Annotated in this window: 26 protein-coding genes; 10 read left to right on the top strand and 16 right to left on the bottom strand. The window is 63.9% G+C overall.

Annotated features, from left to right (window positions below):
• Positions 1-24: 24 nt before the first annotated feature.
• Both HU770_RS08185 and HU770_RS08190 read right to left on the bottom strand, forming a co-directional pair.
• Positions 25-1,515, bottom strand: coding sequence for a pitrilysin family protein (locus HU770_RS08185; RefSeq protein WP_095063907.1), 1,491 nt, complete (start codon positions 1,513-1,515; stop codon positions 25-27).
• A complete protein-coding gene (locus HU770_RS08190; protein ID WP_186663465.1) occupies positions 1,508-2,863 on the bottom strand; it encodes a pitrilysin family protein in 1,356 nt (451 codons plus the stop codon). The genes HU770_RS08185 and HU770_RS08190 overlap by 8 nt, the downstream gene beginning before the upstream one ends.
• Positions 2,864-3,094: 231 nt before the next feature.
• Between HU770_RS08190 and ftsY the strand changes: the two genes are divergently transcribed.
• The 4 genes from ftsY (at position 3,095) to rpoH (ending at position 7,282) form a co-directional block, all read left to right on the top strand.
• Entirely contained in the window at positions 3,095-4,627 is a 1,533-nt protein-coding gene (gene ftsY, locus HU770_RS08195; protein WP_186663466.1) for a signal recognition particle-docking protein FtsY, read from the top strand.
• Positions 4,624-5,295, top strand: coding sequence for a cell division ATP-binding protein FtsE (gene ftsE / locus HU770_RS08200; RefSeq protein ID WP_186663467.1), 672 nt, complete (start codon positions 4,624-4,626; stop codon positions 5,293-5,295). The genes ftsY and ftsE overlap by 4 nt, the downstream gene beginning before the upstream one ends.
• Positions 5,292-6,314 (top strand): permease-like cell division protein FtsX, encoded by a 1,023-nt coding sequence (gene ftsX / locus HU770_RS08205; RefSeq protein WP_186663468.1) that lies wholly within the window; start codon positions 5,292-5,294, stop codon positions 6,312-6,314. The genes ftsE and ftsX overlap by 4 nt, the downstream gene beginning before the upstream one ends.
• Positions 6,315-6,427: 113 nt before the next feature.
• Positions 6,428-7,282 (top strand): RNA polymerase sigma factor RpoH, encoded by an 855-nt coding sequence (rpoH, locus tag HU770_RS08210; RefSeq protein ID WP_012312302.1) that lies wholly within the window; start codon positions 6,428-6,430, stop codon positions 7,280-7,282.
• A gap of 87 nt (positions 7,283-7,369) precedes the next feature.
• On the opposite strand, the gene mtgA is transcribed toward rpoH, so the two are convergent.
• A complete protein-coding gene (gene mtgA, locus HU770_RS08215) occupies positions 7,370-8,080 on the bottom strand; it encodes a monofunctional biosynthetic peptidoglycan transglycosylase (RefSeq protein ID WP_186663469.1) in 711 nt (236 codons plus the stop codon).
• 64 nt (positions 8,081-8,144) lie between these two features.
• Between mtgA and HU770_RS08220 the strand changes: the two genes are divergently transcribed.
• The 4 genes from HU770_RS08220 to trmB all read left to right on the top strand — a co-directional run bounded on the left by HU770_RS08220 (position 8,145) and on the right by trmB (position 10,400).
• Complete coding sequence (locus HU770_RS08220) at positions 8,145-8,516, top strand: DUF423 domain-containing protein (protein WP_033702030.1); 372 nt, start codon at positions 8,145-8,147, stop codon at positions 8,514-8,516.
• A 102-nt stretch (positions 8,517-8,618) separates the two neighbouring features.
• The gene (thiS, locus tag HU770_RS08225; protein ID WP_033702586.1) at positions 8,619-8,819 is read left to right on the top strand and encodes a sulfur carrier protein ThiS; all 201 of its coding nucleotides are present in this window, start codon (positions 8,619-8,621) and stop codon (positions 8,817-8,819) included.
• Between the two features lie 54 nt (positions 8,820-8,873).
• A complete protein-coding gene (locus tag HU770_RS08230) occupies positions 8,874-9,668 on the top strand; it encodes a thiazole synthase (RefSeq protein WP_015272152.1) in 795 nt (264 codons plus the stop codon).
• Positions 9,669-9,677: 9 nt separating this feature from the next.
• Positions 9,678-10,400 carry a tRNA (guanosine(46)-N7)-methyltransferase TrmB gene (gene trmB / locus HU770_RS08235; RefSeq protein ID WP_186652932.1) on the top strand — a complete coding sequence of 241 codons (723 nt, stop codon included), beginning with the start codon at positions 9,678-9,680 and terminating at the stop codon, positions 10,398-10,400.
• 131 nt (positions 10,401-10,531) lie between these two features.
• Here the strand turns inward: trmB and HU770_RS08240 are convergent, their stop codons facing one another.
• From HU770_RS08240 to HU770_RS08280, 9 genes are all read right to left on the bottom strand, one after another.
• A complete protein-coding gene (locus HU770_RS08240) occupies positions 10,532-10,858 on the bottom strand; it encodes a DUF3392 domain-containing protein (protein WP_033702028.1) in 327 nt (108 codons plus the stop codon).
• A 9-nt stretch (positions 10,859-10,867) separates the two neighbouring features.
• Positions 10,868-12,055, bottom strand: a complete 1,188-nt coding sequence (hemW, locus tag HU770_RS08245) for a radical SAM family heme chaperone HemW (RefSeq protein ID WP_186663470.1) — start codon at positions 12,053-12,055, stop codon at positions 10,868-10,870.
• Positions 12,052-12,648 carry an RdgB/HAM1 family non-canonical purine NTP pyrophosphatase gene (gene rdgB, locus HU770_RS08250; protein WP_033702026.1) on the bottom strand — a complete coding sequence of 199 codons (597 nt, stop codon included), beginning with the start codon at positions 12,646-12,648 and terminating at the stop codon, positions 12,052-12,054. Before rdgB ends, hemW begins: the two co-directional genes overlap by 4 nt.
• Positions 12,645-13,079, bottom strand: coding sequence for a DUF4426 domain-containing protein (locus HU770_RS08255; protein ID WP_033702024.1), 435 nt, complete (start codon positions 13,077-13,079; stop codon positions 12,645-12,647). Before HU770_RS08255 ends, rdgB begins: the two co-directional genes overlap by 4 nt.
• 22 nt (positions 13,080-13,101) lie before the next feature.
• On the bottom strand, positions 13,102-13,722 hold the full coding sequence (metW, locus tag HU770_RS08260) for a methionine biosynthesis protein MetW (protein ID WP_033702023.1): 621 nt from the start codon (positions 13,720-13,722) through the stop codon (positions 13,102-13,104).
• 7 nt (positions 13,723-13,729) lie between these two features.
• On the bottom strand, positions 13,730-14,869 hold the full coding sequence (locus tag HU770_RS08265; protein ID WP_033702022.1) for a homoserine O-acetyltransferase: 1,140 nt from the start codon (positions 14,867-14,869) through the stop codon (positions 13,730-13,732).
• Between the two features lie 100 nt (positions 14,870-14,969).
• Positions 14,970-15,560 (bottom strand): YggT family protein, encoded by a 591-nt coding sequence (locus tag HU770_RS08270; protein WP_033702021.1) that lies wholly within the window; start codon positions 15,558-15,560, stop codon positions 14,970-14,972.
• Positions 15,561-15,570: 10 nt separating this feature from the next.
• Positions 15,571-16,389, bottom strand: coding sequence for a pyrroline-5-carboxylate reductase (proC, locus tag HU770_RS08275; protein ID WP_033702020.1), 819 nt, complete (start codon positions 16,387-16,389; stop codon positions 15,571-15,573).
• 38 nt (positions 16,390-16,427) lie between these two features.
• Positions 16,428-17,114 carry a YggS family pyridoxal phosphate-dependent enzyme gene (locus HU770_RS08280; protein WP_186663471.1) on the bottom strand — a complete coding sequence of 229 codons (687 nt, stop codon included), beginning with the start codon at positions 17,112-17,114 and terminating at the stop codon, positions 16,428-16,430.
• Between the two features lie 65 nt (positions 17,115-17,179).
• Here HU770_RS08280 and HU770_RS08285 point away from each other — a divergent pair, with 65 nt between their 5' ends.
• On the top strand, positions 17,180-18,178 hold the full coding sequence (locus HU770_RS08285) for a PilT/PilU family type 4a pilus ATPase (protein WP_047582189.1): 999 nt from the start codon (positions 17,180-17,182) through the stop codon (positions 18,176-18,178).
• A gap of 127 nt (positions 18,179-18,305) precedes the next feature.
• Here HU770_RS08285 and HU770_RS08290 read toward each other — a convergent pair whose 3' ends face one another.
• Positions 18,306-18,929, bottom strand: a complete 624-nt coding sequence (locus tag HU770_RS08290; protein WP_186652928.1) for a C40 family peptidase — start codon at positions 18,927-18,929, stop codon at positions 18,306-18,308.
• A gap of 167 nt (positions 18,930-19,096) precedes the next feature.
• On the opposite strand from HU770_RS08290, the gene HU770_RS08295 reads away from it, so the two are divergent.
• Positions 19,097-19,516: a TM2 domain-containing protein gene (locus HU770_RS08295; RefSeq protein WP_033702015.1), complete on the top strand. Its 420-nt coding sequence runs from the start codon at positions 19,097-19,099 to the stop codon at positions 19,514-19,516.
• Positions 19,517-19,575: 59 nt separating this feature from the next.
• Here the strand turns inward: HU770_RS08295 and HU770_RS08300 are convergent, their stop codons facing one another.
• The 3 genes from HU770_RS08300 to HU770_RS08310 all read right to left on the bottom strand — a co-directional run bounded on the left by HU770_RS08300 (position 19,576) and on the right by HU770_RS08310 (position 24,345).
• Positions 19,576-20,274, bottom strand: coding sequence for an SPOR domain-containing protein (locus HU770_RS08300; RefSeq protein WP_033702014.1), 699 nt, complete (start codon positions 20,272-20,274; stop codon positions 19,576-19,578).
• Between the two features lies 1 nt (position 20,275).
• On the bottom strand, positions 20,276-22,012 hold the full coding sequence (gene argS, locus HU770_RS08305; protein ID WP_186663472.1) for an arginine--tRNA ligase: 1,737 nt from the start codon (positions 22,010-22,012) through the stop codon (positions 20,276-20,278).
• Between the two features lie 113 nt (positions 22,013-22,125).
• Positions 22,126-24,345, bottom strand: coding sequence for a primosomal protein N' (locus tag HU770_RS08310; protein WP_186652925.1), 2,220 nt, complete (start codon positions 24,343-24,345; stop codon positions 22,126-22,128).
• Between the last annotated feature and the right edge of the window lie 17 nt (positions 24,346-24,362).

The raw sequence follows: 24,362 nt of genomic DNA on the forward strand, positions 1-24,362 counted from the left end.
GGGCGGGAGGGGTGGATCTTGGCATTAGTGCTCCGGTACGCCGGGCGGTTGCTCGGCGGGCTTGTCAGTGGGGGCTGGCAGCGGTTTTTGCGGCACCTTGGGGCCAGCGGTGACGATCACCAGTTTATCGGCTGACAGGTGTTTGTTCATGGCGGCCTTGACCTGTTCGACGGTAAGGGCCTGGGACTGCTGCATGAAGTCCTCGAGCCAGGTCAGCGGTAGGTTGTAGAAGCCGATGGCCCCCAGTTGGCCGACGATACTGGCGTTGCTGGCATTGGACAGCGGGAAGCTGCCGGCCAGCTCGCGCTTGGCGTCGTCCAGCTCTTGCTGGGTCGGGCCGCTTTTCAGGTAGTCGGCAAGGATGTCCTGGACCAGCTTGAGTGTGCCTTCGCTGAGTTCGGCGCGGGTTTGCAGGTTGATCATGAACGGGCCGCGTACCTGCATCGGGCTGAACACCGAGTAGACGCCGTAGGTGAGGCCGCGCTTTTCACGTACTTCACTCATCAGGCGGGTGCCGAACGCGCCACCGCCAAGGATCTGGTTGCCCAGCGACAGGGCTGGCCAGTCTGGGTCCTGACGGTCGATACCCAGTTCAGCCAGCATCAGGTGGGTCTGTTTGGACGGGAAGTCAATGTGGGTCAGGCCCGCCTTGGGCTCAGCGGGCTGGGCCGGTGCCGCCAGCGCCGGGCCCTTGGGCAGGCCGGCGGAAACCTGGGCGGCAATGGCTTCGGCTTCGGCGCGGCTGAGGTCGCCGACCAGGGCGATGACCGCGTTGCCGGCAGTGTAGGCCTTGGCATGGAAGGCGCGCAGCTGTGCCAGGGTGATGCCGTTGATGCTTTCGGCGGTGCCGTCGCTCGGGTGAGCGTAGGGATGGTCGCCGTAGAGCTTGCCGAACAGCGCCTTGCCAGCGATCTTGCCGGGGTTCTGCTTCTCGTATTCGAAGCCGGCCAGCATCTGGTTCTTGATGCGCTTGAGGGCGTCCTCCGGGAACGTGGGCTTGCCAGCGACCTCAGCGAACAGCTTGAGCGCCGGCTCACGCTTGTCCTGGGTGCTCAGGCTGCGCAGCGAGGCCACGGCCATGTCGCGGTACGAGCCGTTGCCGAAGTCTGCGCCGAGGCCTTCGAAGCCTTCGGCAATGGCGGTTACGTCCTTGCCTGCCACGCCCTCGTTGAGCATGGCGTTGGTCAAGGCGGCCAGGCCTGGCGTGGCGCCGTCCTGGCTGCTACCGGCGGCGAATGTGACGCGCAGGTCGAACATCGGCAGTTCGCGGGCTTCGACGAACAGCACCCGGGCGCCTTCGGCGGTGGTCCAGTTCTGGATGTTCAGCTGGCGCCGGCTGGGCGCCTTGCCATCCAGCTCGGCCAGTGACTGCAGGGTATTGGCCGGGCGGGCCGCAGTGCTGTCGGCCTTCGGCGCGTTGTCGGCCAGGGCCGGGGCCGCCAGCACTGCCGCCAGCGTAAGGGCGCGGATGCCCGTAGCCAGCAGGGTGAGGCGTGGTGCGCGACGATCACTCATGAGCGGACTCCTCGGGCAGTACATGGGCAACGCTCAGGCGTTCGCGGGTGAAGTAGGTGCGCGCAGCGTTCTGGATGTCTTGCGGGGTCACGCGCTTGAGCTCGTCCAGTTCGCTGTCGATCAGCTTCCAGGACAGGCCCACGGTCTCCAGCTGGCCGATGGTGGTGGCTTGGCTGCTGATGGAGTCGCGATCGTAGACCAGGCCGGCGATCACCTGGGCGCGCACGCGTTCGAGCTCTTCGGCGCTAGGGGGCGTGGTCTTGAGCTCTTCGAGCAGTTGCCAGATGCCCTTTTCCACGTCTGCCAGGGTTTTCTGCTTCTGCACGTTCGGCGTGGCCGAGATCAGGAACAGGCTGTCACCACGGGTGAAGGCGTTGTAGCTGGACGACGCCCCGGCCACCAGCTCCTGACCGCGCTCCAGGCGGGCCGGCATACGGGCACTGTAGCCGCCGTCGAGCAAGGCCGAGATCAGGCGCAGGGCATGCACCGTGCTCGGCTCCTGGGTGGTCGCCAGGCCGGGTACGTTGAAGCCGTAGATCAGGCTTGGCAACTGCGTGCGCACGTGCAGGGTCAGTTGGCGCTGGCCTGGCTCGGCCAGCTCCAGCGGCAGCTTGGCTGGCGGCACCGCGCGTTTGGGAATGCCGGCGAAGTACTTTTGCGCCAGGCCCTTGACCTCGTCGACGGTGACATCGCCGACCACCACCAGGGTGGCGTTGTTGGGCGCGTACCAGGATTCGTACCAGTGCCGCAGCTCCTCGACCTTCATGCGTTCGAGGTCGGCCATCCAGCCGATGGTCGGGGTGTGATAGCCACTGGCCGGGTAGGCCATGGCGCGGAACAGCTCGAATGCTTTCGAGTTGGGCTGATCATCGGTGCGCAGGCGGCGCTCTTCCTTGATCACTTCGATTTCGCGGCTGAACTCGTCGGCGGGCAGGCGCAGGCTGGCCAGGCGGTCGGCTTCGAGTTCCAGGGCCACTGGCAGGCGGTCGCGGGCCAGCACCTGGTAGTAGGCCGTGTAATCGTCGCTGGTGAAGGCGTTTTCTTCGGCGCCCAGGTCCCGCAGGATGCGCGAGCCCTCGCCGGGGCCGACTTTGGCGCTACCCTTGAACATCATGTGTTCCAGGGCGTGGGACAGGCCGGTCTGGCCCGGGTTCTCGTAGCTGGAGCCGACCTTGTACCAGATCTGCGAGACCACGACCGGTGCGCGGTGGTCTTCGCGCACGATCACCTTGAGGCCATTGTCGAGGATGAATTCGTGAGTCGGTTGCACATCGGCGGCGAAGGCCGCGAGCGGCAGGCAGAGCGTGCCGAGCAACAGGCCAGCGGCGCGGCGGGCTAGAGCATTCATACGGTGTTTAACCTGTTCGGCGGCCCGCAGGGTTTAGCGTCGGCGGGCCAGGAGGTGCTAGGATACTGATCCGGTTGCCTGGCGACCATGCCTGTCGCCGTTCTGGCCCGCAGGACACTAAGACAAAACGTTGCGCATGAACCAGCCGGCTTCAAGATAGTCTGTTCTGCGTATAGAGAATTCCCGATGCGCCATTGCTGGCGCATCGCTACCCTGAGATAGCCGTCCTCCATGTTTGGTTCCAACGACGACAAAAAAGCGCCGGCCGAGTCTGGCGAAAAGAAAGGCCTGTTCAGCTGGTTTCGCAAGAAGCCGCAGCAACCTGTCGCCGAACAGCCGCAAACGCCCGAGCCACAGTCTGCTGAACCGGTAGCGCCGCAGCCTGCCGTCGAGCTGCCTGAAGCGCCGCCGCTCGCGCCTTTGGCCGCGCCGGCCCCGGTTGCTCCCGAGGTGCCCCAGCCTGCGCTGCCGCCTACTGCCTTCAAGGCCCCCGAGCCCGAGCAGCCAGCGGCAGGTGCGGGCTTGCCCGCGAATCCGCAAGCCGCCACACCGGTCGAAAGCCCTTCGCCACTGGTGCAAGCCCCTGAGGCCCCGGTAGTTCGCGGCGCAGAACCGCCTGTCAGCAACCTGGTGCTGCCGGTCGCCGAAGAACCCGTGGCCCTGGTGCCGGACCTGGAGCCTATCGCCCCGCCAGCGATCCCTGAACGCCCGGTAGTCGCAGCGCCTGCCGCGCCTCAGCCGGCGCCCGTGGTTGTCGAGGCAGCAGCGGTCGCGGCGCCTGCCCCGGTCGAAGCTGAACCGGTTGCCGTACCGGTCGCCACCGAACAGTCCAAGCCCGGCTTCTTCGCCCGCCTCAAGCAAGGCCTGTCCAAGACCAGTGCCAGCATCGGCGAAGGCATGGCCAGCCTGTTCATGGGCAAGAAGGTTATCGATGATGACCTGCTCGATGAGATCGAAACCCGCCTGCTGACCGCCGACGTCGGCGTCGAAGCGACCTCGGCCATTGTCCAGAACCTGACCCAGAAGGTTGCCCGCAAGCAACTGGCCGATGCCGATGCGTTGTACAAGTCGCTGCAGGAAGAACTGGCCGCGTTGCTGCGCCCGGTCGAGCAGCCGCTGAAGATCCAGGCGCAGAACAAGCCCTACGTGATCCTGGTGGTCGGCGTGAACGGCGCTGGCAAGACCACCACCATCGGCAAGATGGCCAAGAAGCTGCAGTTGGAGGGCAAGAAGGTCATGCTGGCCGCGGGCGACACTTTCCGTGCTGCGGCCGTTGAGCAGTTGCAGGTCTGGGGCGAGCGTAACCAGATCCCGGTGATCGCCCAGCACACCGGTGCCGACTCCGCCTCGGTGATCTTCGATGCCGTGCAGGCCGCCAAGGCCCGTGGCGTCGATGTGCTGATCGCCGACACGGCCGGCCGTCTGCACACCAAGGACAACTTGATGGAAGAGCTGAAGAAGGTTCGCCGGGTCATCGGCAAGCTCGACGCCGAGGCGCCTCACGAGGTGCTGCTGGTGCTCGACGCCGGTACCGGCCAGAACGCCATCAGCCAGGCCAAGTACTTCAACCAGAGCGTCGAGCTGACTGGCCTGGCGCTGACCAAGCTGGACGGCACCGCCAAGGGCGGGGTGATCTTCGCCCTGGCCAAGCAATTCAGCATCCCGATCCGTTTCATCGGTGTCGGCGAAGGTATCGACGACCTGCGCACCTTTGAAGCCGAGCCGTTCGTCAAGGCGCTGTTCGCCGAGCGAGAGCATCCATGATCCGATTCGAACAGGTCGCCAAGCGCTATCCCAATGGCCATGTAGGCTTGCATGAGCTGAGTTTCCGGGCGCGCCGGGGCGAATTCCTGTTCGTCACCGGGCACTCGGGTGCCGGTAAGAGCACTTTGCTGCGTTTGTTGCTGGCCATGGAACGCCCGACCAGCGGCAAGCTGCTGCTGGCAGGGCAGGACCTGGGCCAGATCAGCAATGCGCAGATCCCCTTCCTGCGTCGGCAGATCGGTGTGGTGTTCCAGAACCACCAGTTGCTGTTCGATCGCACGGTGTTCAACAACATCGCCTTGCCGCTGCAGATCCTCGGTTTGTCCAAGGCCGATATCACCAAACGCGTGGATTCGGCGCTGGAGCGTGTGTCGCTGGCCGACAAGGGCGAGCTGTTCCCGGCGGACCTGTCCACGGGGCAGCAGCAGCGGGTGGGTATTGCGCGGGCCATCGTCCATCAGCCAGCCCTGTTGCTGGCCGACGAACCCACCGGCAACCTTGACCCGCGCCTGGCCGCGGAGATCATGGGCGTGTTCGAGGACATCAACCGCCTGGGCACCACGGTATTGATCGCCAGCCACGACCTGGCACTGATCGCGCGCATGCGCCACCGCATGCTGACGCTGCAGCGCGGCCGTCTGATCGGCGATGGGGAGGCCGGGCAATGAGCACTACACGTACGCCGAAGGTTTCCGAGCGGGTTGCGCCGAAACCCGCTGACCCGCAGCCTGGAAAGAAAAAACGCGACGACGATGACGGCCCGGACTTTCGCACCTTGCTGCATGCCTGGCTGGAGAGCCACCGGGCAAGCATGGCCGACAGCTTGCGTCGCCTCGGCAAGCAGCCGATCGGCAGCTTCTTTACCTGCCTGGTCATGGCCGTGGCCTTGAGCATGCCCATGGGCCTGTCGTTGCTGCTGAAGAACGTCGAGAAGCTCGGCGGGTCCTGGCAGCGCGCCGCGCAGATTTCGCTATACCTGAAGCTTGACGCTGGCAGCAAGGACGGCGAGGCCCTGCGTGACGAGATCAAGCGCATGCCCGGGGTGGCCGATGCGTTGTATGTCAGCCGCGACCAGGCGCTGGAAGAGTTCCAGCAGCAGTCCGGGCTGGGCGAGGCCTTGCGCGAACTCCCCGAAAACCCGCTGCCTGGCGTGGTGGTGGTGACCCCGAGCGAGGTCGACAAGCCCGCGCTGGAGGCGTTGCGTCAGCGCCTATCGGAGCTGCCCAAGGTCGAAGTGGCACAGCTGGACTTGGTATGGGTCGAACGCCTGGCGGCGATCCTCAAGTTGGGTGACCGCTTTGTCTTCGGGTTGGCGGTCATGCTGATTTCTGCGTTGCTGTTAGTAATCGGTAACACAATTCGTCTACATATTGAAAACCGCCGCACCGAGATCGAAGTCATCAAGCTGGTAGGCGGCACCGACAGCTACGTGCGCCGGCCTTTCCTGTACATGGGGGCCTTGTACGGCCTGGGTGCGGGTTTCTTGGCTTGGGGTATCCTGGCGTTCGGCCTCAACTGGCTGAACCAGGCGGTTGTCGGGCTGTCCGGCTTGTACGGCAGTGACTTCGCCCTGGGCGGCGTGCCGGCGTCCGATGGTCTGTCGCTCTTGATCGGAGCGGTGCTGTTAGGGTATATCGGTGCATGGATCGCGGTCGCTCGGCACTTGAACGAGCTAGCGCCTCGATAGTTTTTCCCGTGCCAGCATTGACTTTATTACCGTTTTGGGAACTTGTTCATCGGTTTCCGGTCAATGTTGGCAGTGCCCACAAGGCGCGAGTCTAGTAAGTCGGAGGTTCTTGAATGACCACATCGTTGCAACCTGCCTATGCCTTGGTACCCGGTGCAAACCTGGAAGCCTATGTGCACACGGTCAACAGCATCCCGCTGCTGACGGTCGAGCAGGAGCGTGATCTGGCCGAGCGTCTCTATTATGAGCAGGATCTTGAGGCCGCTCGGCAAATGGTGATGGCCCACCTGCGTTTCGTCGTACATATCGCCCGTAGCTATGCAGGCTATGGCCTGGCCCAGGCCGACCTGATTCAGGAAGGCAACGTCGGCTTGATGAAGGCCGTCAAGCGCTTCAACCCTGAGATGGGGGTGCGCCTGGTGTCCTTTGCCGTGCACTGGATCAAGGCAGAAATCCACGAATTCATCCTGCGTAACTGGCGCATCGTCAAGGTGGCTACCACCAAGGCCCAGCGCAAACTGTTCTTCAACCTGCGCAGCCAGAAGAAGCGTCTGGCCTGGCTGAACAACGATGAAGTTCATCGCGTGGCTGAAAGCCTTGGCGTTGAACCCCGTGAAGTGCGTGAGATGGAAAGCCGGCTGAGTGGTCAGGACATGGCCTTTGACCCGGCGGCGGAAGCCGACGACGACAGCGCTTTCCAGTCGCCAGCGCATTATCTGGAAGACCACCGCTACGATCCGGCGGTACAGCTGGAGGATGCCGACTGGAGTGACAACTCCACCAGCAACCTGCACGAAGCGTTGCAAGGCCTGGACGAGCGTAGCCGTGACATCCTCTACCAGCGCTGGTTGGCTGAAGAGAAGGCGACCTTGCACGAGCTGGCGGACAAATACAGCGTTTCGGCCGAGCGTATTCGGCAGTTGGAAAAGAACGCAATGAACAAGGTCAAGGCGTTGATCGCGGCCTGATTCGCGCCTTGCTGGATGAAAAGCCGTGCCCTGTGAGGGGCGCGGCTTTTTTATGGGCTTCTGGGGCTGCACTGCAGCCCCGGATAATCAGCGTTTGCGCGAGGCATCCAGCTGCATCAGGTAGCTAGGCCCGCCCAGCTGGCTCATCTGCCGCCGGATCCAACCCGCCCGATTGGCCACATAGGCGCTGGGCCGGCTGGCGCTCCACTTGATCGGGCTGGGCAGCACGGCAGCCAACTGCGCGGCCTGCTGGCGGCTGAGGCGGCTGGCATCGACACCGAAGTGGTAGCGCGCGGCAGCCTGGGCGCCAAACACCCCATTGCCCCATTCGGCGCTGTTGAGGTAAACCTCGAGGATCCGCTCTTTCGACCAGAACAGCTCGATCAGCGCGGTAAACCACGCCTCCAGGCCCTTGCGGAACCAGCTGCGGCCCGACCACAGGAACAGGTTCTTGGCCACCTGCTGGGTCAAGGTGCTGGCCCCACGAATGTTGCCACCCCGTTCGTTATAAGCCAGCGCTGCCTGAATGGCCGGGATGTCAAAGCCCCAATGGCTGGCGAACTTCTGGTCTTCACCGGCAATGACCGCCACCTTCAGGTCATCGGCGATGTTCTGCCACGGTTGCCAGTCGCGCTGCAGGTCGATTGGCTCGCCACTCACCCAGGACTGCACCTTGCGCTCGGCCATCAACGCCGTGCCGGGTGGCGGTACCCAGCGAAACACCAGCACCAGCACGATACTGCCGGCAGCGAACCAGAGCAGGGCGCGGGTGAGGCGGCGGATAAGGGATGGCAGCATGTCGATGGCTTGGCCGGGCAGGTGGAAGGGGCCATTATACAGACCCGATAGTAGGAGTCCTCCCATGCTTCGCAGCTTCCTGATGCTTGCCGCCTTTTTCGGCTTTACCGGTGTGGCCTTGGGCGCATTTGCCGCGCACGGGCTGAAAAACCGCCTTACGGCAGATTACCTGGCGATCTTTCATACCGGGGTTACCTACCAACTGGTGCATGCCCTGGCGATTTTCGGTGTTGCCGTGCTGGCGGCGCACTTGCCTGGGCGCCTGGTCGGCTGGGCCGGCGGTCTGTTCGCGCTGGGTATCGTACTGTTCTCCGGTAGCCTGTACCTGCTGACCCTGACGGGTGTAAGCAAGCTCGGCATCATCACGCCCATTGGCGGGCTGTGCTTCCTGGCCGGTTGGTTGTGCCTGGGCCTGGCAGCCTGGCGGCTGGGCTGACCGAGCGGTCCACAATCGCGACTAATGGCGTGCACCGCCCTTGGGTTCAAGGGTTGTTCAGCGCTAGAATGCGGGCCCCAAAGAACAACGGTGGCCGTGCGCATGCGCATTCAACTGAACGGTGAACCTTACGAACTGCCCGCTGGCGAAAGCGTCGCGGCCCTGCTGACCCGCCTGGAACTCACCGGGCGCCGGGTAGCCGTGGAACTGAACCTGGACATCGTGCCGCGTAGCCTGCATGACAGCACGCAGCTGAACGACGGCGACCAGGTCGAAGTGGTCCACGCCATCGGCGGCGGCTGATTACAGCTCGGCGGTTCACATGCAAGCCCAGTAACCTTTTCCCGAGGAACAACGATGAGCAACGTTCGTAGCGACAAGCCCTTTACCCTGGCCGGGCGCACTTTCCAGTCGCGCCTGCTGGTCGGCACCGGCAAATACCGTGACATGGAAGAAACCCGCCTGGCCATCGAGGCCTCGGGTGCCGAGATCGTCACCGTCGCTGTGCGTCGTACCAACATCGGCCAGAACCCGGGCGAGCCGAACCTGCTCGACGTACTGCCGCCAGACCGTTACACCATCCTGCCGAACACCGCTGGCTGCTACGACGCGGTCGAAGCCGTGCGCACCTGCCGCCTGGCCCGTGAACTGCTCGATGGCCACAACCTGGTCAAGCTGGAAGTCCTGGCCGACCAGAAGACGTTGTTCCCCAACGTGATCGAGACCCTCAAGGCCGCTGAAGTACTGGTCAAGGACGGTTTCGACGTGATGGTCTACACCAGCGACGACCCGATCATCGCCCGTCAGCTGGCCGAAGTCGGCTGCATTGCGGTCATGCCGCTGGCAGGCCTGATCGGTACCGGCCTGGGCATCTGCAACCCCTACAACCTGCAGATCATCCTGGAAGAATCCAAGGTGCCGGTGCTGGTCGATGCCGGCGTGGGTACCGCCTCCGATGCCACCATCGCCATGGAAATGGGTTGCGAGGCGGTGCTGATGAACTCGGCCATCGCCCACGCCCAGCAACCGGTGCTGATGGCCGAAGCCATGAAGCACGCTATCGTGGCAGGTCGCATGGCCTACCTGGCCGGCCGCATGCCGAAGAAACTCTATGCCAGCGCCTCTTCGCCGCTGGATGGTCTGATCAAGTAAGAGCTCCTGATGACTGAATCGCAAGAAACGCCGATCACCGCCGAAGGCGAAGAGCGCCCACACCGCCGTATCAAGAGTTTCGTGATGCGCGCCGGTCGCATGACCGAAGGCCAGCAACGCGGCCTGGACCAGGGTGGCCCACAGTTCATCCTGCCCCTGGCCGACAGCCCGGTGGACTATGACCAGGTGTTCGGCCGCGCTGCGCCGCGCACCCTGGAGATCGGTTTCGGCATGGGCCACTCCCTGCTGGAGATGGCGGCTGCCGCCCCTGAACTGGACTTCATCGGTGTCGAAGTACACCGTCCGGGTGTTGGCGCGCTGCTCAATGGCGTGTTGACCCAGGGCCTGAAGAACCTGCGGGTGTACGATTGCGATGCCATCGAAGTGCTGAACCGCTGCGTGGCCGACAACAGCCTCGACCGGTTGATGCTGTTCTTCCCGGACCCTTGGCACAAGGCACGCCATCACAAACGCCGCATCGTCCAGCTGGAGTTCGCCGAGCTGGTACGGCGCAAGCTCAAGCCCGGTGGCGTGTTCCACATGGCGACCGACTGGGAGCCGTATGCCGAGTACATGCTGGAGGTGATGAGCGCTGCGCCGGGTTACCGTAACCAGGCGGCGGATGGCGCCTATGTGCCGCGCCCGCAAGAGCGGCCGATCACCAAGTTCGAGCGCCGTGGTGAGCGCTTGGGGCATGGGGTTTGGGATTTGAAGTTCGAAAAGGTGGATTGATCACCTGATTCAGCCGATTGAACCGCAGCGCCTGCAGAAATGCAGGCAAAAAAAACCGCCTTGAGAGAGGCGGTTTTTTTATGCGAGCGTAGGACGGAGTCCCTGCTTACACGCAGCTCTGCAGACGCAGATCAACCCCGCCGATCAGCCACCACGCCGATCAACACCAGCACCACCAGCAGCACCGGTGCCAGCGCATAGTTATTGAACTGGCTCAGCCCCTTCACCACCCATGGCGTGGCATAGATCAGCGCCGCACCGCTGCCGATCATCACCAGCAAGGCCATCACTGGCACGCGCAGCGCGCCCGCCAAGCTGCCGATGCGTTGCTCGGCCCAGGCTTTGATATCGGTGCCGAACAGCACCAGCAGGCAGCCTACCAAGGCCAGCGAAATCTCCGACAGGTTGCTGCGGCTCCAGCGGGAAACCGTCGCGAGCAGATCAAGTACCAGATCCATGGGTCATCCTTAGGTCAAGAAATACTGCAGCAGGTCATTGAGGAACAACTGGCCGCGTGGCGTGGCTACCAGTCGATCCGGTTCGACCTGCAAAAGGCCCTTTTGTTCGGCAGCACGCCGTGCCTCGACCAGCTGTGCCAGCGGCAGGCCGGTGCGCTGGGTAAACAGTTCGGCTTCCACGCCATCGGTCAGGCGCAAGGCATTCATCAGGAATTCGAAGGGCAGCTCGTCGGCCGGCAGCAGCTTTTCACCGGCCTTGAACGGCTTGGCCAGGTTCAGGTAGTCCTTGGGCAGGCGGGTTTTCCAGGTGCGCAAGATGCGCCCGTCGGCGAAGGTCAGCTTGCCGTGGGCGCCGGCACCGATACCGATGAAATCACCAAAGCGCCAGTAGTTGAGGTTGTGCTTGGCTGCACGGCCTGGCTGGGCATAGGCGGAAACCTCGTACTGGCGGTAGCCGTGCTCGGCCATCAGCGCCTGCCCCGCTTCCTGGATGTCCCACAGGATGTCGTCTTCGGGCAGCTCGGGGGGCTGGTTCCAGAACACCGTGTTGGGCTCTACGGTCAGCTGGTACCAGGACAAGTGGGTTGGCCCCAGCTCGATGGCTTGGCGCAGGTCACCCAGGGCATCGTCCAGCGACTGCTCGGGCAGGCCGTGCATCAAGTCCATGTTGAAGTTGTCGAACCCTGCGGCGCGGGCCATGCCCGCAGCGCGGATCGCTTCGTCGCCATTGTGGATGCGCCCGAGCGCCTCGAGCTTGGCGGGCTGGAAGCTTTGCACGCCGATGGACAGGCGGTTGATGCCGGTTTGCCGGTACGCCTTGAATTTCTCCTGCTCGAACGTGCCTGGGTTGGCTTCCAGGGTGATTTCGATGTCTGGTGCGAACGGGATGCGTTGTTCAACACCGCGCAGCAGGCGGCCGAGGGCATTGGCGCTGAACAGGCTCGGCGTGCCGCCACCGAAGAAGATCGAGCTGATCGGGCGCCCCTGCACGGCCTCAAGCTCTTGATCGAGGTCGGTCAGCAGGGCGTCGACGTACGCCTCTTCAGGCAGCTCGGGGCCAGCCGCGTGGGAGTTGAAGTCGCAATAAGGGCACTTGCGCACGCACCACGGGATGTGGATGTACAACGCCAAGGGCGGCAGCACGGCGAAACCCGCCGCCCCCGTCGGGAACGGCCGGGTGGACAACGTTTCGATCATGCCAGGCCCAGGCGTTGACGCAGCAGGGCCATGGCGCGGGCGCGGTGGCTGAGCTGGTTCTTGTCGACCGGGGCGAGGTCCGCGCTCGAGCAATTGCGCTCCGGTACCCAGAACAGCGGGTCGTAGCCAAAGCCGTGCTCGCCGCTGGCTTCGAACATGATGCGCCCGTGCCACAGGCCTTCGCACAGGATCGGCAGTGGGTCGTCGGCGTGACGCACCAGCGCCAGCACGCAGACGAACTGCGCGCCACGCTCAGCCTCAGGCACCTCTTTCAAGGCCTCCAGCAGCTTGGCATTGTTCGCCGCATCACCCTTGCCATCGGCATAGCGTGCGGAGTAGATGCCCGGCGCACCACCCAGGTAGTCGACTGCCAGGCCCGAGTCGTCGGCCAGTGCCGGCAGGCCAGAGATGCGCGCGGCATTGCGTGCCTTGAGAATGGCGTTCTCGACGAACGACAGGCCGGTTTCCTCTGGCTCGACCTGGCTGAATTCGCCGATCGAGCGCAGCTGTACGGATGCTCCGAGCATCGCCTGGAGTTCCTTGAGTTTGCCGGCATTGTGGCTGGCCAATACGAGTTGCTGGAAATTCATCATTCGCCTGGGAACACTTCCTGGTTGAAGCTGAGAGAGTTACTGATGCCGCCGGTTTCGACATTGAGGTCGAAGGTCACGGTTTCGGGCTGTTCGATCTTGAACTGGGCGATGTAGTACACCGCACCCTGTTCGTTGATCTGCTTGAAGGACAGCGGGCTACTGCGCCCGGTCAGGTCCTTCACCGTGCCGCTGACGACCGCCATGGCCGGCTTGTTGGCCTTGAGCACGGCAATGTTGAGCACGCCCTGGTTCTTGCTGCGCACCAGGCCCGTGGCCGCAGCCACCTCTGGTGTCAGCATGCTCGAGGTGAACGCGCTGTAGTGTACCGTCACGTCGCCAAACACTTCCTTGCGCTCGGGACGGGCGGCATCGGCAGCCAGTACGGGCAGGGCCAGGCACAGGCTGATCAGGAACAGGGTCAGGCGACGCATGGTGCGATTCCTCCAGTGGGCGTCAAACCGCGAGCTGGTGCTCCTGCAGGCCAGGGCTGCTGACGCGATAGATGCCGATCTCACCTAGAAGATTAGGCCATAGCCGGCCGCCCCACCCATTACGGTGCAAGTGGTCGACGGCCAGGCGGTCAAGGACCTTGGCATGGCGCTCGTGGCACAGCTCTTCGAAGTCGGCGAAGGTGCAGAAGTGGATGTTCGGCGTGTTGTACCAGGTATACGGCATGAAGTCCGAAACCGGCATGCGGCCTTTGGTCGCCAGGTACCAACGGCAGCGCCAGTGGCCGAAGTTGGGGAAGGTGATGATGCATTGACGGCCCACGCGCAGCATCTCGTCGAGGATGCGGTCGGGGTACTCCACGGCCTGCAGGGCCTGGGTCATGATCACCACGTCGAAGCTGTTGCTGGCGAAGTTGCCCAGGCCCTGGTCCAGGTCCTGCTCGATGACGTTGACGCCCTTGGCCACGCACGCGGCGATGTTGTCGGGGTCGATCTCCAGGCCGTAACCGGTGACCTGCTTGCGGTCACGCAGCGAGGCCAGCAGTTCGCCACTGCCGCAGCCCAGGTCGAGTACCCGGCTGCCGGCGGGAATCCAGTCGTGGATGATTTCCAGATCGGCTCTCATGCTGTCCTCAGATGGCGATGCGGTTCATGTAGTTCGAGAAACCCTGCATGTAGCGAGGTGTGGGGATCAGGAAGGCATCGTGCCCGTAGGGCGAGTCGATCTCCAGGTAACAGACGTTCTTGCGTGCGGCCATCAGTGCGTCGACGATCTCGCGGGAACGGGCCGGCGAGAAGCGCCAGTCGGTGGTGAACGACATGATGCAGTAGTCTGCCGTGACGCCGGCGAGGGTGGCGGCAAGGTCGCCACCGTGGGCCGCCGCGGGGTCGAAGTAATCCAGCGCCTTGGTCATCAGCAGGTAGGTATTGGCGTCGAAACGGCCGGAAAACTCCTCGCCCTGATAGCGCAGGTAGCTTTCGACCTGGAACTCGACGCTGTGGAAGTCGTAGTTGAGCTTGTCGCTCTTGAGCTCACGGCCGAATTTTTCACCCATCGAATCATCGGACAGGTAGGTGATATGGCCCACCATGCGCGCCAACATCAACCCGCGCTTGGGGATCACGCCCTGGTCCTGGAACGAACCACCGTGGAATTCCGGGTCGGTGAGGATGGCCTGGCGGGCCACTTCGTTGAAGGCGATGTTCTGCGCCGACAGCTTGGGCGCCGAGGCGATATCGACGCAGTGCCGCACCCGGTCGGGGTAGGTGATGGTCCATTGCAGCGCCTGCATGCCACCGAGGCTTCCGCCCACGATCGCGGCCCACTGGCCAATGCCCAGGCGGTCGGCCAGGCGCACCTGGCTGTGCACCCAGTCTTCCACGGTCAGTACCGGGAAGTCGGCACCATAGGGCTTGCCGGTGGCCGGGTTGAGGCTGCTGGGGCCGGTGCTGCCATTGCAGCCGCCGAGGTTGTTCAGGCTGACCACGAAGAAACGGTTGGTGTCGATCGGCTTGCCGGGGCCGATGCAGCTGTCCCACCACCCTGGCTTGCGGTCGGTTTCGGCATGGTAGCCCGCGGCATGGTGGTGGCCGGACAAGGCATGGCAGATCAGCACGGCATTGCTCGCGCTGGCGTTCAGGGTGCCATAGGTCTCATAGACCAGCTCGTAGCTGGCTAGGGAGCGGCCACAGGCCAGTGCCAGCGGCTCTTCGAACCGGGCTGTTTGCGGTGTAACCAGACCGACGGAATCTTCGGGAAGGACAGTGGACATCGACCCTGCTCACGCTTGACGGAGGCGTAAGTCTAAAGAGCGCTACCCCCTGCGGCAAGCAATGGCTTGCCGCAGAAGGCGCCGATGGCCAAGGAGGGTGTCAGATCATCCGCCACAGCTCTTGCGGCATGCCCGCATAGGCGGCAAGCGGAGGCATGACGAACGACTGAATGACCTGAATGGCCAGGAAGGCGAAGATCGGCGAGATGTCCATGCCGCCCAGGTTTGGCACCAGGCGCCGGAACGGAGCCAGTACCGGTTCGCTGATCTGGTACGCGAGCTCCGCAGCCGGGTTGTGGCTGTTGGGTGCGACCCACGAGACGATCACCATGACGATCATCGCGACCCAGAAGATCTTCAGGAACAGCGAGGTGATGCCGATGATGGCCCACATCAACAGGTGCAGCACATCACCGAAGGTGCCATAGGTGACCATCAGCACGAAGGCCATCAGCAGCGCCTGAATGATCACCGCCAGCAGCAGGGACGAGGTGTCCAGGCCGCCGATGCTGGGGATGACGCGGCGGATCGGCTTGAGCAGCGGCTGGGTGGCGCGCACTGTGAACTGGCACAGCGGGTTGTAGAAGTTGGCCTTGACCAGTTGCAGCACGAAGCGCAACAGGACGATCACCAGGTACAGGCTGACCAGGGTTTGCACCACGAAAATCGCGGCGCCTGACAGTGCATTCATTTAGAGCTCCTTATTTGCCCAGTTGTTCGGCCAGCTCGGCGGACCGCGTCGCTGCGGCCTGCAGCGCCTGCTCGACGATGGCTTCGAAGCCGCTGGCCTGGAACGACTTGATCGCAGCTTCGGTGGTGCCGGCTGGCGAGGTGACGCGGCGGCGCAGTTCGGCAGCGTCTACATCGCTGGCAACGGCCATGCGCGCAGCGCCCAAAGCGGTCTGCAGGGTCAGCTGGGAGGCGGTTTCGCGGGGCAGGCCGAGTTTTTCGCCGGCGGCGGTCATGGCCTCGATCAACAGGAAGAAGTACGCCGGGCCGCTGCCGGAAACGGCGGTCACAGCGTCCAGTTGCTGCTCTTGATCAAGCCACAGGGCGGTGCCCACGGCAGACAGCAGTTGCTCGGCCTGCTGGCGTTGTGCCGTGCTGACTTGCTCGGTGGCATACAGGCCGCTGACGCCTTGGCGCAGCAACGCTGGCGTGTTGGGCATGCAGCGCACCACCGGGCGTGGGCCAACCCAGCTTTGCAGGCTGGCGCAGGTGATGCCGGCGGCGATGGAAACGATCAGTTGGCCTTCCTGCAGGTGGGCTTGCAGGGCCTGGCAGACGTCCTTCATGACCTGCGGCTTGACCGCCAGCACGATCACGTCGGCACCGGCGATTGCCTGGGCGTTGTCTTCGAAGGTTTCGATGCCGTGCTCGGCCTGGATGCGGGTGCGGGTCTCGGCGCCCGGGTCGCTGGCGCGGATCTGCGAAGCCTCCAGGCCCTGGGCACGCAGGCCGCCGATCAGGCTGGCGGCCATGTTGCCGGCGCCGATAAAGGCAATACGTGTCTTGCTCATGTCAGGTCCTTGTGGGAAAGAGTGAGTAAAGCATGGAATCAGACGGGCCCGTAATCGCGGGCGCCGAACAGGGCGGTGCCGATACGTACCCAGGTCGCTCCCTGGGCGATCGCCGCCTCCAGGTCGTGGCTCATGCCCATGGACAAGGTGTCCAGGCCAAGGTCCAGACCTTGCCGAAGCTCGCGCAGGGTGGCGAACGCCGCCTCCTGCACGGCACGCTCATCGCTAGGTTCAGGGATCGCCATCAGCCCACGCAGGCGCAGATTGGGCAGGCTGGCGACCGCCTTGGCCAATGCCGGAAGGTCGGCAGGGGCGCAGCCGGACTTGCTGTCTTCGCCACTGACATTCACCTGCAGGCAGATGTTCAGCGGCCCCAGTGCGGCAGGGCGCTGCTCCGAGAGGCGTTGGGCGATCTTCAGGCGGTCCACGGAATGCACCCAGTCGAAATGCTCGGCAATGGCTTTGGTCTTGTTCGACTGAATGGGGCCGATGAAGTGCCAGATCAAGGGCAGGTCGCCCAATGCCTGCTGCTTGGTCAGCGCTTCCTGCAGGTAGTTCTCGCCGACATCGCGCACGCCTGCGGCGTGGATTTCACGGATAGCGCTGGCGGGCTTGGTCTTGCTCACCGCCAGCAACTGGATGCTGGCCGGGTCCCGCCCGGCGGCCTGTGCGGCGCTGGTGATGCGGGCGGCGAGGGCGGATAGGTTGTCTGCTATGGTGGACATGGATCGATGCCGGCGGCGATAGGGTCTGCGGCATTCTACCTGCTTGATCGCCTTTGGGGAGTCTCATGGATGTGACCGACCTGTTGGCCCGTGCCGTGGAAGCGGGGGCTTCGGACCTGCACCTGGCTGCAGGCCAGGTACCGATGCTGCGCCTTGATGGCGAGCTGCAACGCATGGACGCGCCGCCACTGCTGTCGGCGGCCCTGAGCGATGCGATGACACCCTTGCTGGCGGATGAGCAGTGCCAGCAATGGGCACAGGGTGATGAGCTGGACGTCGCGTTGCAACTGCCAGCGCTGGGCCGCTTTCGCCTGAACCTGTTTCGCCAGTTGAACGGCCTGGCGGCAACCTTTCGCGTGATCCCGAAACGCATAGCGACGCTCGATGAACTCGACCTGGGCGAAGTGTTTCTAGCTGTTGCGCAGTGTACCGATGGCCTGGTTCTGGTGGGCGGGCCAACCGGCAGCGGCAAGTCCAGCACCTTGGCGGCGCTGCTCGATCAACTCAACCGCGAACGGCCTGTGCATATCATCACGCTGGAAGACCCTATCGAAGTTATCCACAGCAGCCAGCGCAGCCTGGTCAATCAGCGCGAAATTGGCCGCCATTGTGGCGGCTTCGCTCAGGGGCTGCGCAGTGCGCTGCGACAGGACCCGGATGTGATCGTGATTGGTGAGTTGCGTGATCTGCAGACCATACGCCTGGCGTTGCGGGCGGCGGAGACGGGGCACCTGGTGCTGGCGACGGTGCACACCCGTTCGGCCATCAATAGCATCGACCGATTGGTCGAGGTCTTTGCTGCCGAGGAAAAGCCACTGGTGCGGGCGATGCTGGCCGAGTCGTTGCGGGTGGTGGTGGCGCAGGTGCTGGTCAAGCGCGTGGGCGGCGGCCGTGTGGCGGCGCGGGAAGTGCTGGTGGCCAACACGGCGGTGCGTAACTTGATCCGTGAGGGGCGGCTGGCGCAGTTGCAGTCGGTGATGCAGTCGGGAGCCGCGGCGGGCATGCGGACGATGGAGGCGGCGTTGCGTGAGCTGCACGCTAAAGGATTGACCGAAACCTTGTAGCGGCCTTGCGTCGCGAAAGGGCCGCAGCGCGGCCCCAGGTTTTCAGCTTCGCATCAAAGATCGCCGGGGCCGCGCTGCGGCCCTATCGCGACGCAAGGCCGCTCCTACACATACACACAAAGCTTGATCAGCGCTTGGCCAACGCCAGTTGCTGCTCTTTCGGCAATACGCGCTTGGCCACGACATAGTGCTTCTGCCAGTAAGGCTTGCTCAGGTTGTCGATGCTCACCCGCTTGCCGCGGCGCGGGGCATGGATGAAGCGATCGTTGCCCAGGTAGATGGCAACGTGGTTCACCCGGCGGCTCTTGATGTTGAAGAAGATCAGATCACCCGGCTTGAGGTCGCCCTTGGCGACCTTAACGCCGTGGCCCTGGGCCATGGCATTAGACGTGCGCGGCAGGTCGACGTCGGCCACGTCGTTGAAGGCGTATTTGACCAGCCCGCTGCAGTCGAAGCCCTTCTTCGGGCTGCTGCCGCCCCACACATAGGGCGTACCGAGCACATTGACCGCGCGGCTGAGCACATCGCTGCTCTGCTTCGGCGACATGGCAGCCACCGGCGCGCTGCGGCTGCTGGCGGCATTGTTCGGGCGCGCGCGCAGCGTGGTGTGCTTGGTCGGCGCGTGTTTCACCGAGGCATTGGTGGTATAGCCGGTGAAACCATTGGGAAGACGTTGCTCACGATTGGTGGCGTGGGCGGCCAGGGGTAATAATAGACAGAGGGTCAGCCATGTCTTGAGTAAAGGCGGCATAGATGAAGCTCTTTATGAATAGTTATGTGTTGGGCGCGCAACTTTATAACAGCTTTTTGATCAATTTTTGATCCGTTGGTCGATTGGCAGGGTGCCATACGTCGGCCAGCAACGAGAAAGTCACATTTTTTCTTAGAAAATTTTCGGATAACCCACGAGGGCTATGAATGAACAGTTATCAACAGAGTGAACCGCTTCACGACACCCACAGCAAGGTCATCGGTTACCTGTTGTGGATTTTTGGCTTCACCGGCTCGCACCGCTTCTACTATGGCAAGCCGATCACCGGGACCCTTTGGTTCTTCACCTTGGGCCTGCTGGGCATCGGTTGGCTGATCGACCTGTTCCTGATTCCCGCGATGGACCGCGAGGCTGACTTGCGCTTCCGGGCCGGCCGAATCGACTACAACATCGCCTGGATTCTGCTGACGTTCCTGGGCATCTTCGGCGTGCATCGCCTGTACCAAGGTAAATGGGTCACCGCGATCATCTACTTCTTTACCGGTGGCCTGTTCCTGGTCGGCGTGCTGTACGACTTCTGGACCCTGAACAGCCAGATCTCCGAAGCCAACAGCGACCGGCGCTGAGGGTACGAAAAAAGGGTAAGAAAAAGGCCTTGGCGCATCACTGCGGCAAGGCCTTCTGGTTACTGGCGGGTCTGGCGCTGTTGCAACAGCAGGTTGCTGAAGCCAGCGCCGGCAAGCTGCTTCTGCGCCCCGGTCAGCTGTTCACGATTGCTGAACGGCCCGACCAGCACGCGGTACCAGGTCTCGTCCTTGACCGTGCCCGACTCCACCTTCACCGACTGGCCCAGCAGAATGATCTGCGCGCGGACCTTGTCGGCGTCAGCCTGCTTGCGGAACGAGCCGGCCTGCAGGAAGAACTGGGTGGTCGCCGCTGGCTTGATCACCGGCGGTGCCGGGGGTGGCGTCTGGCCCAGCAGTGCAGCCTGGGCCCGCGCCGTGTCGATCTTCGCCGCTTCCGCCGGGGTAACCGGGGTCACCGGCTGGGCTGGTACCGGTGGGGTTTTCTCGGGTACCGCTTCCGGCGGCACGATGACTTCGGACTCCGGCAGCAGGGTGTAGAAGTCGTACTTCGGCTTCACCGGCTGCTGCGGGGCGGTCGCTGGGGTCTTGCTGGCTTCGGCGGCCTTTTCCGGTTTTTGCTGCTCCGGCTTGGTGCGCGTAATGTCACCGCCACCCGGTTCCAGCTTCATCAGAAAGACGATGAACGCGCCTACGGTCAGCCCGACCGCCAGCCATACCCAGCCGGGAATCGGCTGTTTGGCCGGCGCCTGTTGGCGGCTGGCGCCGCGCTTTGGAGCAGGTTTTTTCTTGGCAGCCAACTTACATGCGCTCCAGGGTTTCCAGGCCGAGCAGTTCCAGACCTTGCTTGAGGGTGCGACCGGTCAGTGCGGCCAGGCGCAGGCGGCTTTGTTGCTGCTCTGGGGTGTCGGCAGCGAGGATCGGGCAGTTCTCGTAGAAGCTCGAGAACAGGCCCGCCAGGTCGTACAGGTAGCTGCACAGCACGTGCGGAGTGCCCTTGTCGGCCACGCTGTTGAGCACTTCGCCAAACTGCGCCAGGCGCGCGGCAAGGTCCTGTTCCTTCTCGGCCTGCAGCACGATCTGGCCATCGACCTCGTCGAAGCCCTTGCCCAGCTTGCGGAACACGCCCGCCACGCGGGTGTAGGCATACAGCAGGTAAGGCGCGGTATTGCCTTCGAAGTTGAGCATCAGCTCGAAGTTGAAGCTGTAGTCGCTGGTCCGGTGCTTGGACAGGTCGGCGTACTTGACCGCGCCGATGCCGACCACTTCACCGATGTGGCGCAGTTCGTCTTCGGACAGGCTCGGGTTCTTCTCCTTGACCAGGGCGTAGGCACGCTCCTTGGCCTCGTTGAGCAGGTCGATCAGCTTCACGGTGCCGCCGTCGCGGGTCTTGAACGGGCGGCCATCGGCGCCGTTCATGGTGCCGAAGCCCATGTGCTCCATCTGCATCGGGTGGCCGACGAAGCCGGCGCGGCGCGCCACTTCGAACACCTGGTTGAAGTGCAGGGCCTGGCGCTGGTCGACAAAGTACAGGGCGCGGTCGGCCTTGAGCACATTGCTGCGGTAACGCACCGCCGCCAGGTCAGTGGTGGCGTACAGGTAGCCACCGTCGGCCTTCTGCACGATCACCGGCAGGGGCTCGCCTTCGCTGTTCTTGAATTCTTCGAGGAACACGCACTGCGCGCCCTGGTCCTCGACCAGCAGGCCCTTGGCCTTGAGGTCGGCGACCACGTTGGCCAGGTCGTCGTTGTAGGCGCTTTCGCCCATGACGTCGGCCATGGTCAATTTGACGTTGAGCAGCTCGTAGGTTTTCTGGCAGTGGGACAGCGAAATGTCCTTGAAGCGGGTCCACAGCGCCAGGCACTCAGGGTCACCGGCCTGCAGCTTGACCACCAGGCCACGGGCACGGGTGGCGAATTCTTCGGATTCATCGAAGCGCTTCTTCGCCGCACGATAGAAGTTCTCCAGGTCCGACAGCTCGTCGCTGGTGATCGGGTTTTCCTGCAGGTAGGCCATCAGCATGCCGAACTGGGTACCCCAGTCGCCCACGTGGTTCTGGCGCACGACCTGGTCGCCAAGGAACTCCAGTACCCGTGCGACGCTGTCGCCGATGATGGTCGAGCGCAGGTGGCCGACGTGCATCTCCTTGGCCAGGTTGGGTGCCGACATGTCGATCACCACCTTCTCGCTGGCACCGGCCTTGCGCACACCCAGGTGGTCGTCGGCCAGGGCGGCGTCCAGGCGGTTGGCCAGGGCACTGGTGTTCTGGAAGAAGTTCAGGAAGCCCGGGCCGGCGATCTCGACCTTGCTGATGTCGTCACTGGCCGGCAGCGCGGTGATCAGCTTTTCTGCCAGGTCGCGTGGCTTCATGCCGGCCGGTTTGGCCAGCATCATCGCGATGTTGCTGGCGAAATCGCCGTGGGTCTTGTCCCGGGCGTTTTCCACCTGGATCGCCGGCGACAGCCCTTCAGGCAGCACACCGTCGGTGACGAGTTGGGTGAGGGCTTGCTGGATCAGCTGGCGAATGGTGTCTTTCATGGGGTTCTCTTTTCGACCGCAAGCGCGGTGGAGCGCTTCGATGCGCAGGTGGAAAAACTGGGCATTATCCGTTGCCGAGAGCGGGTTGCCAACCTTTGCCAAGGTTCGGGCTGTCAGTAAAGGTCTACCGGGTCCACATCCAGGGACCAGCGAACCTGCCGGCCGCTCGGCATCTGCTCCAACACTAGCAACCAGGCACTGATCAGTCGATGCAGAGGTGCCCGGGTATTGGCCTGTATCAACAGTTGGGCGCGGAAGCGGCCTGCTCGGCGCTCCATCGGAGCCGGTACGGGGCCCAACAGTTCAATACCTGGGAGCTGCTGTTCGGCCACCAGGCGCTCTGCCGCGCTGCAGGCTTCGTCGAGAAAACCCTCGGCCTGGCCCGGTTTGTGCGCCTCGGCGCGCAGCAGGGCGAGGTGCGAAAAGGGCGGCAGGCCGGCCGCGCGGCGCTCGTCCAGGGCCTGTTCGGCGAAGGCGAAATAGCCTTGTTCGGTCAGCTGTACCAGCAACGGGTGGTCGGCCAGATGGGTCTGGATGATGACCTTGCCGGGCTCTTCTGCACGCCCGGCGCGCCCGGCCACCTGCACGATCAATTGCGCCATGCGCTCGCTGGCGCGGAAATCGCCCGAGAACAGCCCGCCGTCGGCGTCAAGGATGGCCACCAGGGTCACCCGTGGGAAGTGGTGCCCCTTGGCGAGCATCTGGGTGCCCACCAGGATGCTCGGCTGGCCGCGCTGGATCGTGCCGAACAGGTTGTGCATGGCGTCTTTGCGCGCCGTGCTGTCACGGTCTACGCGCAGGATCGGGTAGTCCGGGAACAGCACCTTGAGGCGCTCTTCGGCCCGTTCGGTGCCCGCGCCCACCGGGCGCAGGTCGACGTGGTTGCACTGTGGGCACTGGTGCGGCAGGCGTTCGTCATAGCCGCAGTGGTGGCAGCGCAGCACGCCGGAACGTTGGTGCACGGTCATGCGTGCATCGCAGCGAGGGCATTCGGACAACCAGCCGCAATCGTGGCACAGCAACGTCGGGGCAAAGCCGCGGCGGTTGAGGAACACCAGCACTTGCTGGCCCGCTTCCAGGGTTTGGCGGATGGCCTGCTGTAACGGGCCGCTGATGCCGCTGTCCAGTGGCAGGCTTTTCACATCCAGGCGCAGCATGCGCGGCGGGCGGGCGCCGCCGGCGCGGTGGTTCATGCGTAGCAAGGTGTAACGGCCGGTCTGGGCGTTGTGCAGGGTCTCCAGCGAAGGCGTGGCCGAGCCGAGCAGGATCGGAATGTTCTCCTGGTGGGCGCGCACCAAGGCCAGGTCGCGGGCGTGGTAGCGCAGGCCTTCCTGCTGCTTATAAGAGCCGTCGTGTTCTTCGTCGATGATGATCAGGCCGGGGTTTTTCATCGGCGTGAACAGCGCCGAGCGGGTACCGATGATGATGTCTGCCTCGCCATCGCGGGCGGCCAGCCAGGCATCCAAGCGTTCGCGGTCGCCGACGGCCGAGTGCAACAAGGCAATGCGGGCGTTGAAGCGCTGCTCGAAGCGCGCGAGGGTCTGCGGGCCCAGGTTGATTTCCGGGATCAGTACCAGTGCCTGCTTGCCGGCCTCGAGTGTTTCGCGGATCAGCTGCAGGTAGACCTCGGTCTTGCCGCTGCCGGTCACCCCGGCCAGAAGGAAGGCATTGAAACTGCCGAACCCCGTGCATACCGCGTCGAAGGCGTTGCGCTGTTCTTCATTGAGCGGCAGTTCGGGCTGCGCCAGCCAGTGCTCGTGGCGCGGGGTCGGCAAGTGGCGGCGAACTTCGACCGTGACCAGTTCCTTGGCCAGCAGCAGGTCGAGGCTGTCCTTGTTCAGGTTGAGCTTGCCCAGAAGGCTGTGCGCCACGCCGTGTGGATGCTGCGCCAGGGTCTTCAGCGCATCGCGCTGGCGTGGGGCGCGAGCGATACGCGGGTCATCGTGGCGGGCATCAGCGGCCACATGCCAGAACCGCTCCTGGCGCATCTCTGCCGGTTCACCCTGGCGCAGCAAGGTCGGCAACGCCCAGTTCAGGGTGTCGCCCAGGCTGTGCTGGTAGTACTGGGCGGTCCATAAGCACAGCTTGAACAAGGCGGGTGGCAGCGGCGACACCGGGTCCAGCAGTGCGGTGGCCGGTTTGAGCTTGTCGGCGGGCACTTCGCTCTGGTCGCACACTTCCACCAGCACCCCGATCATCTCGCGGCGCCCGAAGGGCACGCGAATGCGCATGCCGGGCGTGAGGGGCTGGCGCGCCATGCTCGCCGGTGCCCTGTAGTCGAAAAGGCGACGCAGCGGGGAGGGCAGGGCAAGGCGCAGGATGACATCGGACACGCGGAAGGTCTCGCAAG

The sequence above is a fragment of the Pseudomonas sp. SWRI68 genome, assembly GCF_014269165.1.
GTDB lineage: Bacteria > Pseudomonadota > Gammaproteobacteria > Pseudomonadales > Pseudomonadaceae > Aquipseudomonas > Aquipseudomonas capeferrum.

What these genes read in the sequence shown, in the direction of transcription:
- HU770_RS08185 (WP_095063907.1), bottom strand. Translation starts at nt 1,515, where the DNA reads ATGAGTGATCGTCGCGCACCACGCCTCACCCTGCTGGCTACGGGCATC.
- HU770_RS08190 (WP_186663465.1), bottom strand. Translation starts at nt 2,863, where the DNA reads ATGAATGCTCTAGCCCGCCGCGCCGCTGGCCTGTTGCTCGGCACGCTC.
- ftsY (WP_186663466.1), top strand. Translation starts at nt 3,095, where the DNA reads ATGTTTGGTTCCAACGACGACAAAAAAGCGCCGGCCGAGTCTGGCGAA.
- ftsE (WP_186663467.1), top strand. Translation starts at nt 4,624, where the DNA reads ATGATCCGATTCGAACAGGTCGCCAAGCGCTATCCCAATGGCCATGTA.
- ftsX (WP_186663468.1), top strand. Translation starts at nt 5,292, where the DNA reads ATGAGCACTACACGTACGCCGAAGGTTTCCGAGCGGGTTGCGCCGAAA.
- rpoH (WP_012312302.1), top strand. Translation starts at nt 6,428, where the DNA reads ATGACCACATCGTTGCAACCTGCCTATGCCTTGGTACCCGGTGCAAAC.
- mtgA (WP_186663469.1), bottom strand. Translation starts at nt 8,080, where the DNA reads ATGCTGCCATCCCTTATCCGCCGCCTCACCCGCGCCCTGCTCTGGTTC.
- HU770_RS08220 (WP_033702030.1), top strand. Translation starts at nt 8,145, where the DNA reads ATGCTTCGCAGCTTCCTGATGCTTGCCGCCTTTTTCGGCTTTACCGGT.
- thiS (WP_033702586.1), top strand. Translation starts at nt 8,619, where the DNA reads ATGCGCATTCAACTGAACGGTGAACCTTACGAACTGCCCGCTGGCGAA.
- HU770_RS08230 (WP_015272152.1), top strand. Translation starts at nt 8,874, where the DNA reads ATGAGCAACGTTCGTAGCGACAAGCCCTTTACCCTGGCCGGGCGCACT.
- trmB (WP_186652932.1), top strand. Translation starts at nt 9,678, where the DNA reads ATGACTGAATCGCAAGAAACGCCGATCACCGCCGAAGGCGAAGAGCGC.
- HU770_RS08240 (WP_033702028.1), bottom strand. Translation starts at nt 10,858, where the DNA reads ATGGATCTGGTACTTGATCTGCTCGCGACGGTTTCCCGCTGGAGCCGC.
- hemW (WP_186663470.1), bottom strand. Translation starts at nt 12,055, where the DNA reads ATGATCGAAACGTTGTCCACCCGGCCGTTCCCGACGGGGGCGGCGGGT.
- rdgB (WP_033702026.1), bottom strand. Translation starts at nt 12,648, where the DNA reads ATGATGAATTTCCAGCAACTCGTATTGGCCAGCCACAATGCCGGCAAA.
- HU770_RS08255 (WP_033702024.1), bottom strand. Translation starts at nt 13,079, where the DNA reads ATGCGTCGCCTGACCCTGTTCCTGATCAGCCTGTGCCTGGCCCTGCCC.
- metW (WP_033702023.1), bottom strand. Translation starts at nt 13,722, where the DNA reads ATGAGAGCCGATCTGGAAATCATCCACGACTGGATTCCCGCCGGCAGC.
- HU770_RS08265 (WP_033702022.1), bottom strand. Translation starts at nt 14,869, where the DNA reads ATGTCCACTGTCCTTCCCGAAGATTCCGTCGGTCTGGTTACACCGCAA.
- HU770_RS08270 (WP_033702021.1), bottom strand. Translation starts at nt 15,560, where the DNA reads ATGAATGCACTGTCAGGCGCCGCGATTTTCGTGGTGCAAACCCTGGTC.
- proC (WP_033702020.1), bottom strand. Translation starts at nt 16,389, where the DNA reads ATGAGCAAGACACGTATTGCCTTTATCGGCGCCGGCAACATGGCCGCC.
- HU770_RS08280 (WP_186663471.1), bottom strand. Translation starts at nt 17,114, where the DNA reads ATGTCCACCATAGCAGACAACCTATCCGCCCTCGCCGCCCGCATCACC.
- HU770_RS08285 (WP_047582189.1), top strand. Translation starts at nt 17,180, where the DNA reads ATGGATGTGACCGACCTGTTGGCCCGTGCCGTGGAAGCGGGGGCTTCG.
- HU770_RS08290 (WP_186652928.1), bottom strand. Translation starts at nt 18,929, where the DNA reads ATGCCGCCTTTACTCAAGACATGGCTGACCCTCTGTCTATTATTACCC.
- HU770_RS08295 (WP_033702015.1), top strand. Translation starts at nt 19,097, where the DNA reads ATGAACAGTTATCAACAGAGTGAACCGCTTCACGACACCCACAGCAAG.
- argS (WP_186663472.1), bottom strand. Translation starts at nt 22,012, where the DNA reads ATGAAAGACACCATTCGCCAGCTGATCCAGCAAGCCCTCACCCAACTC.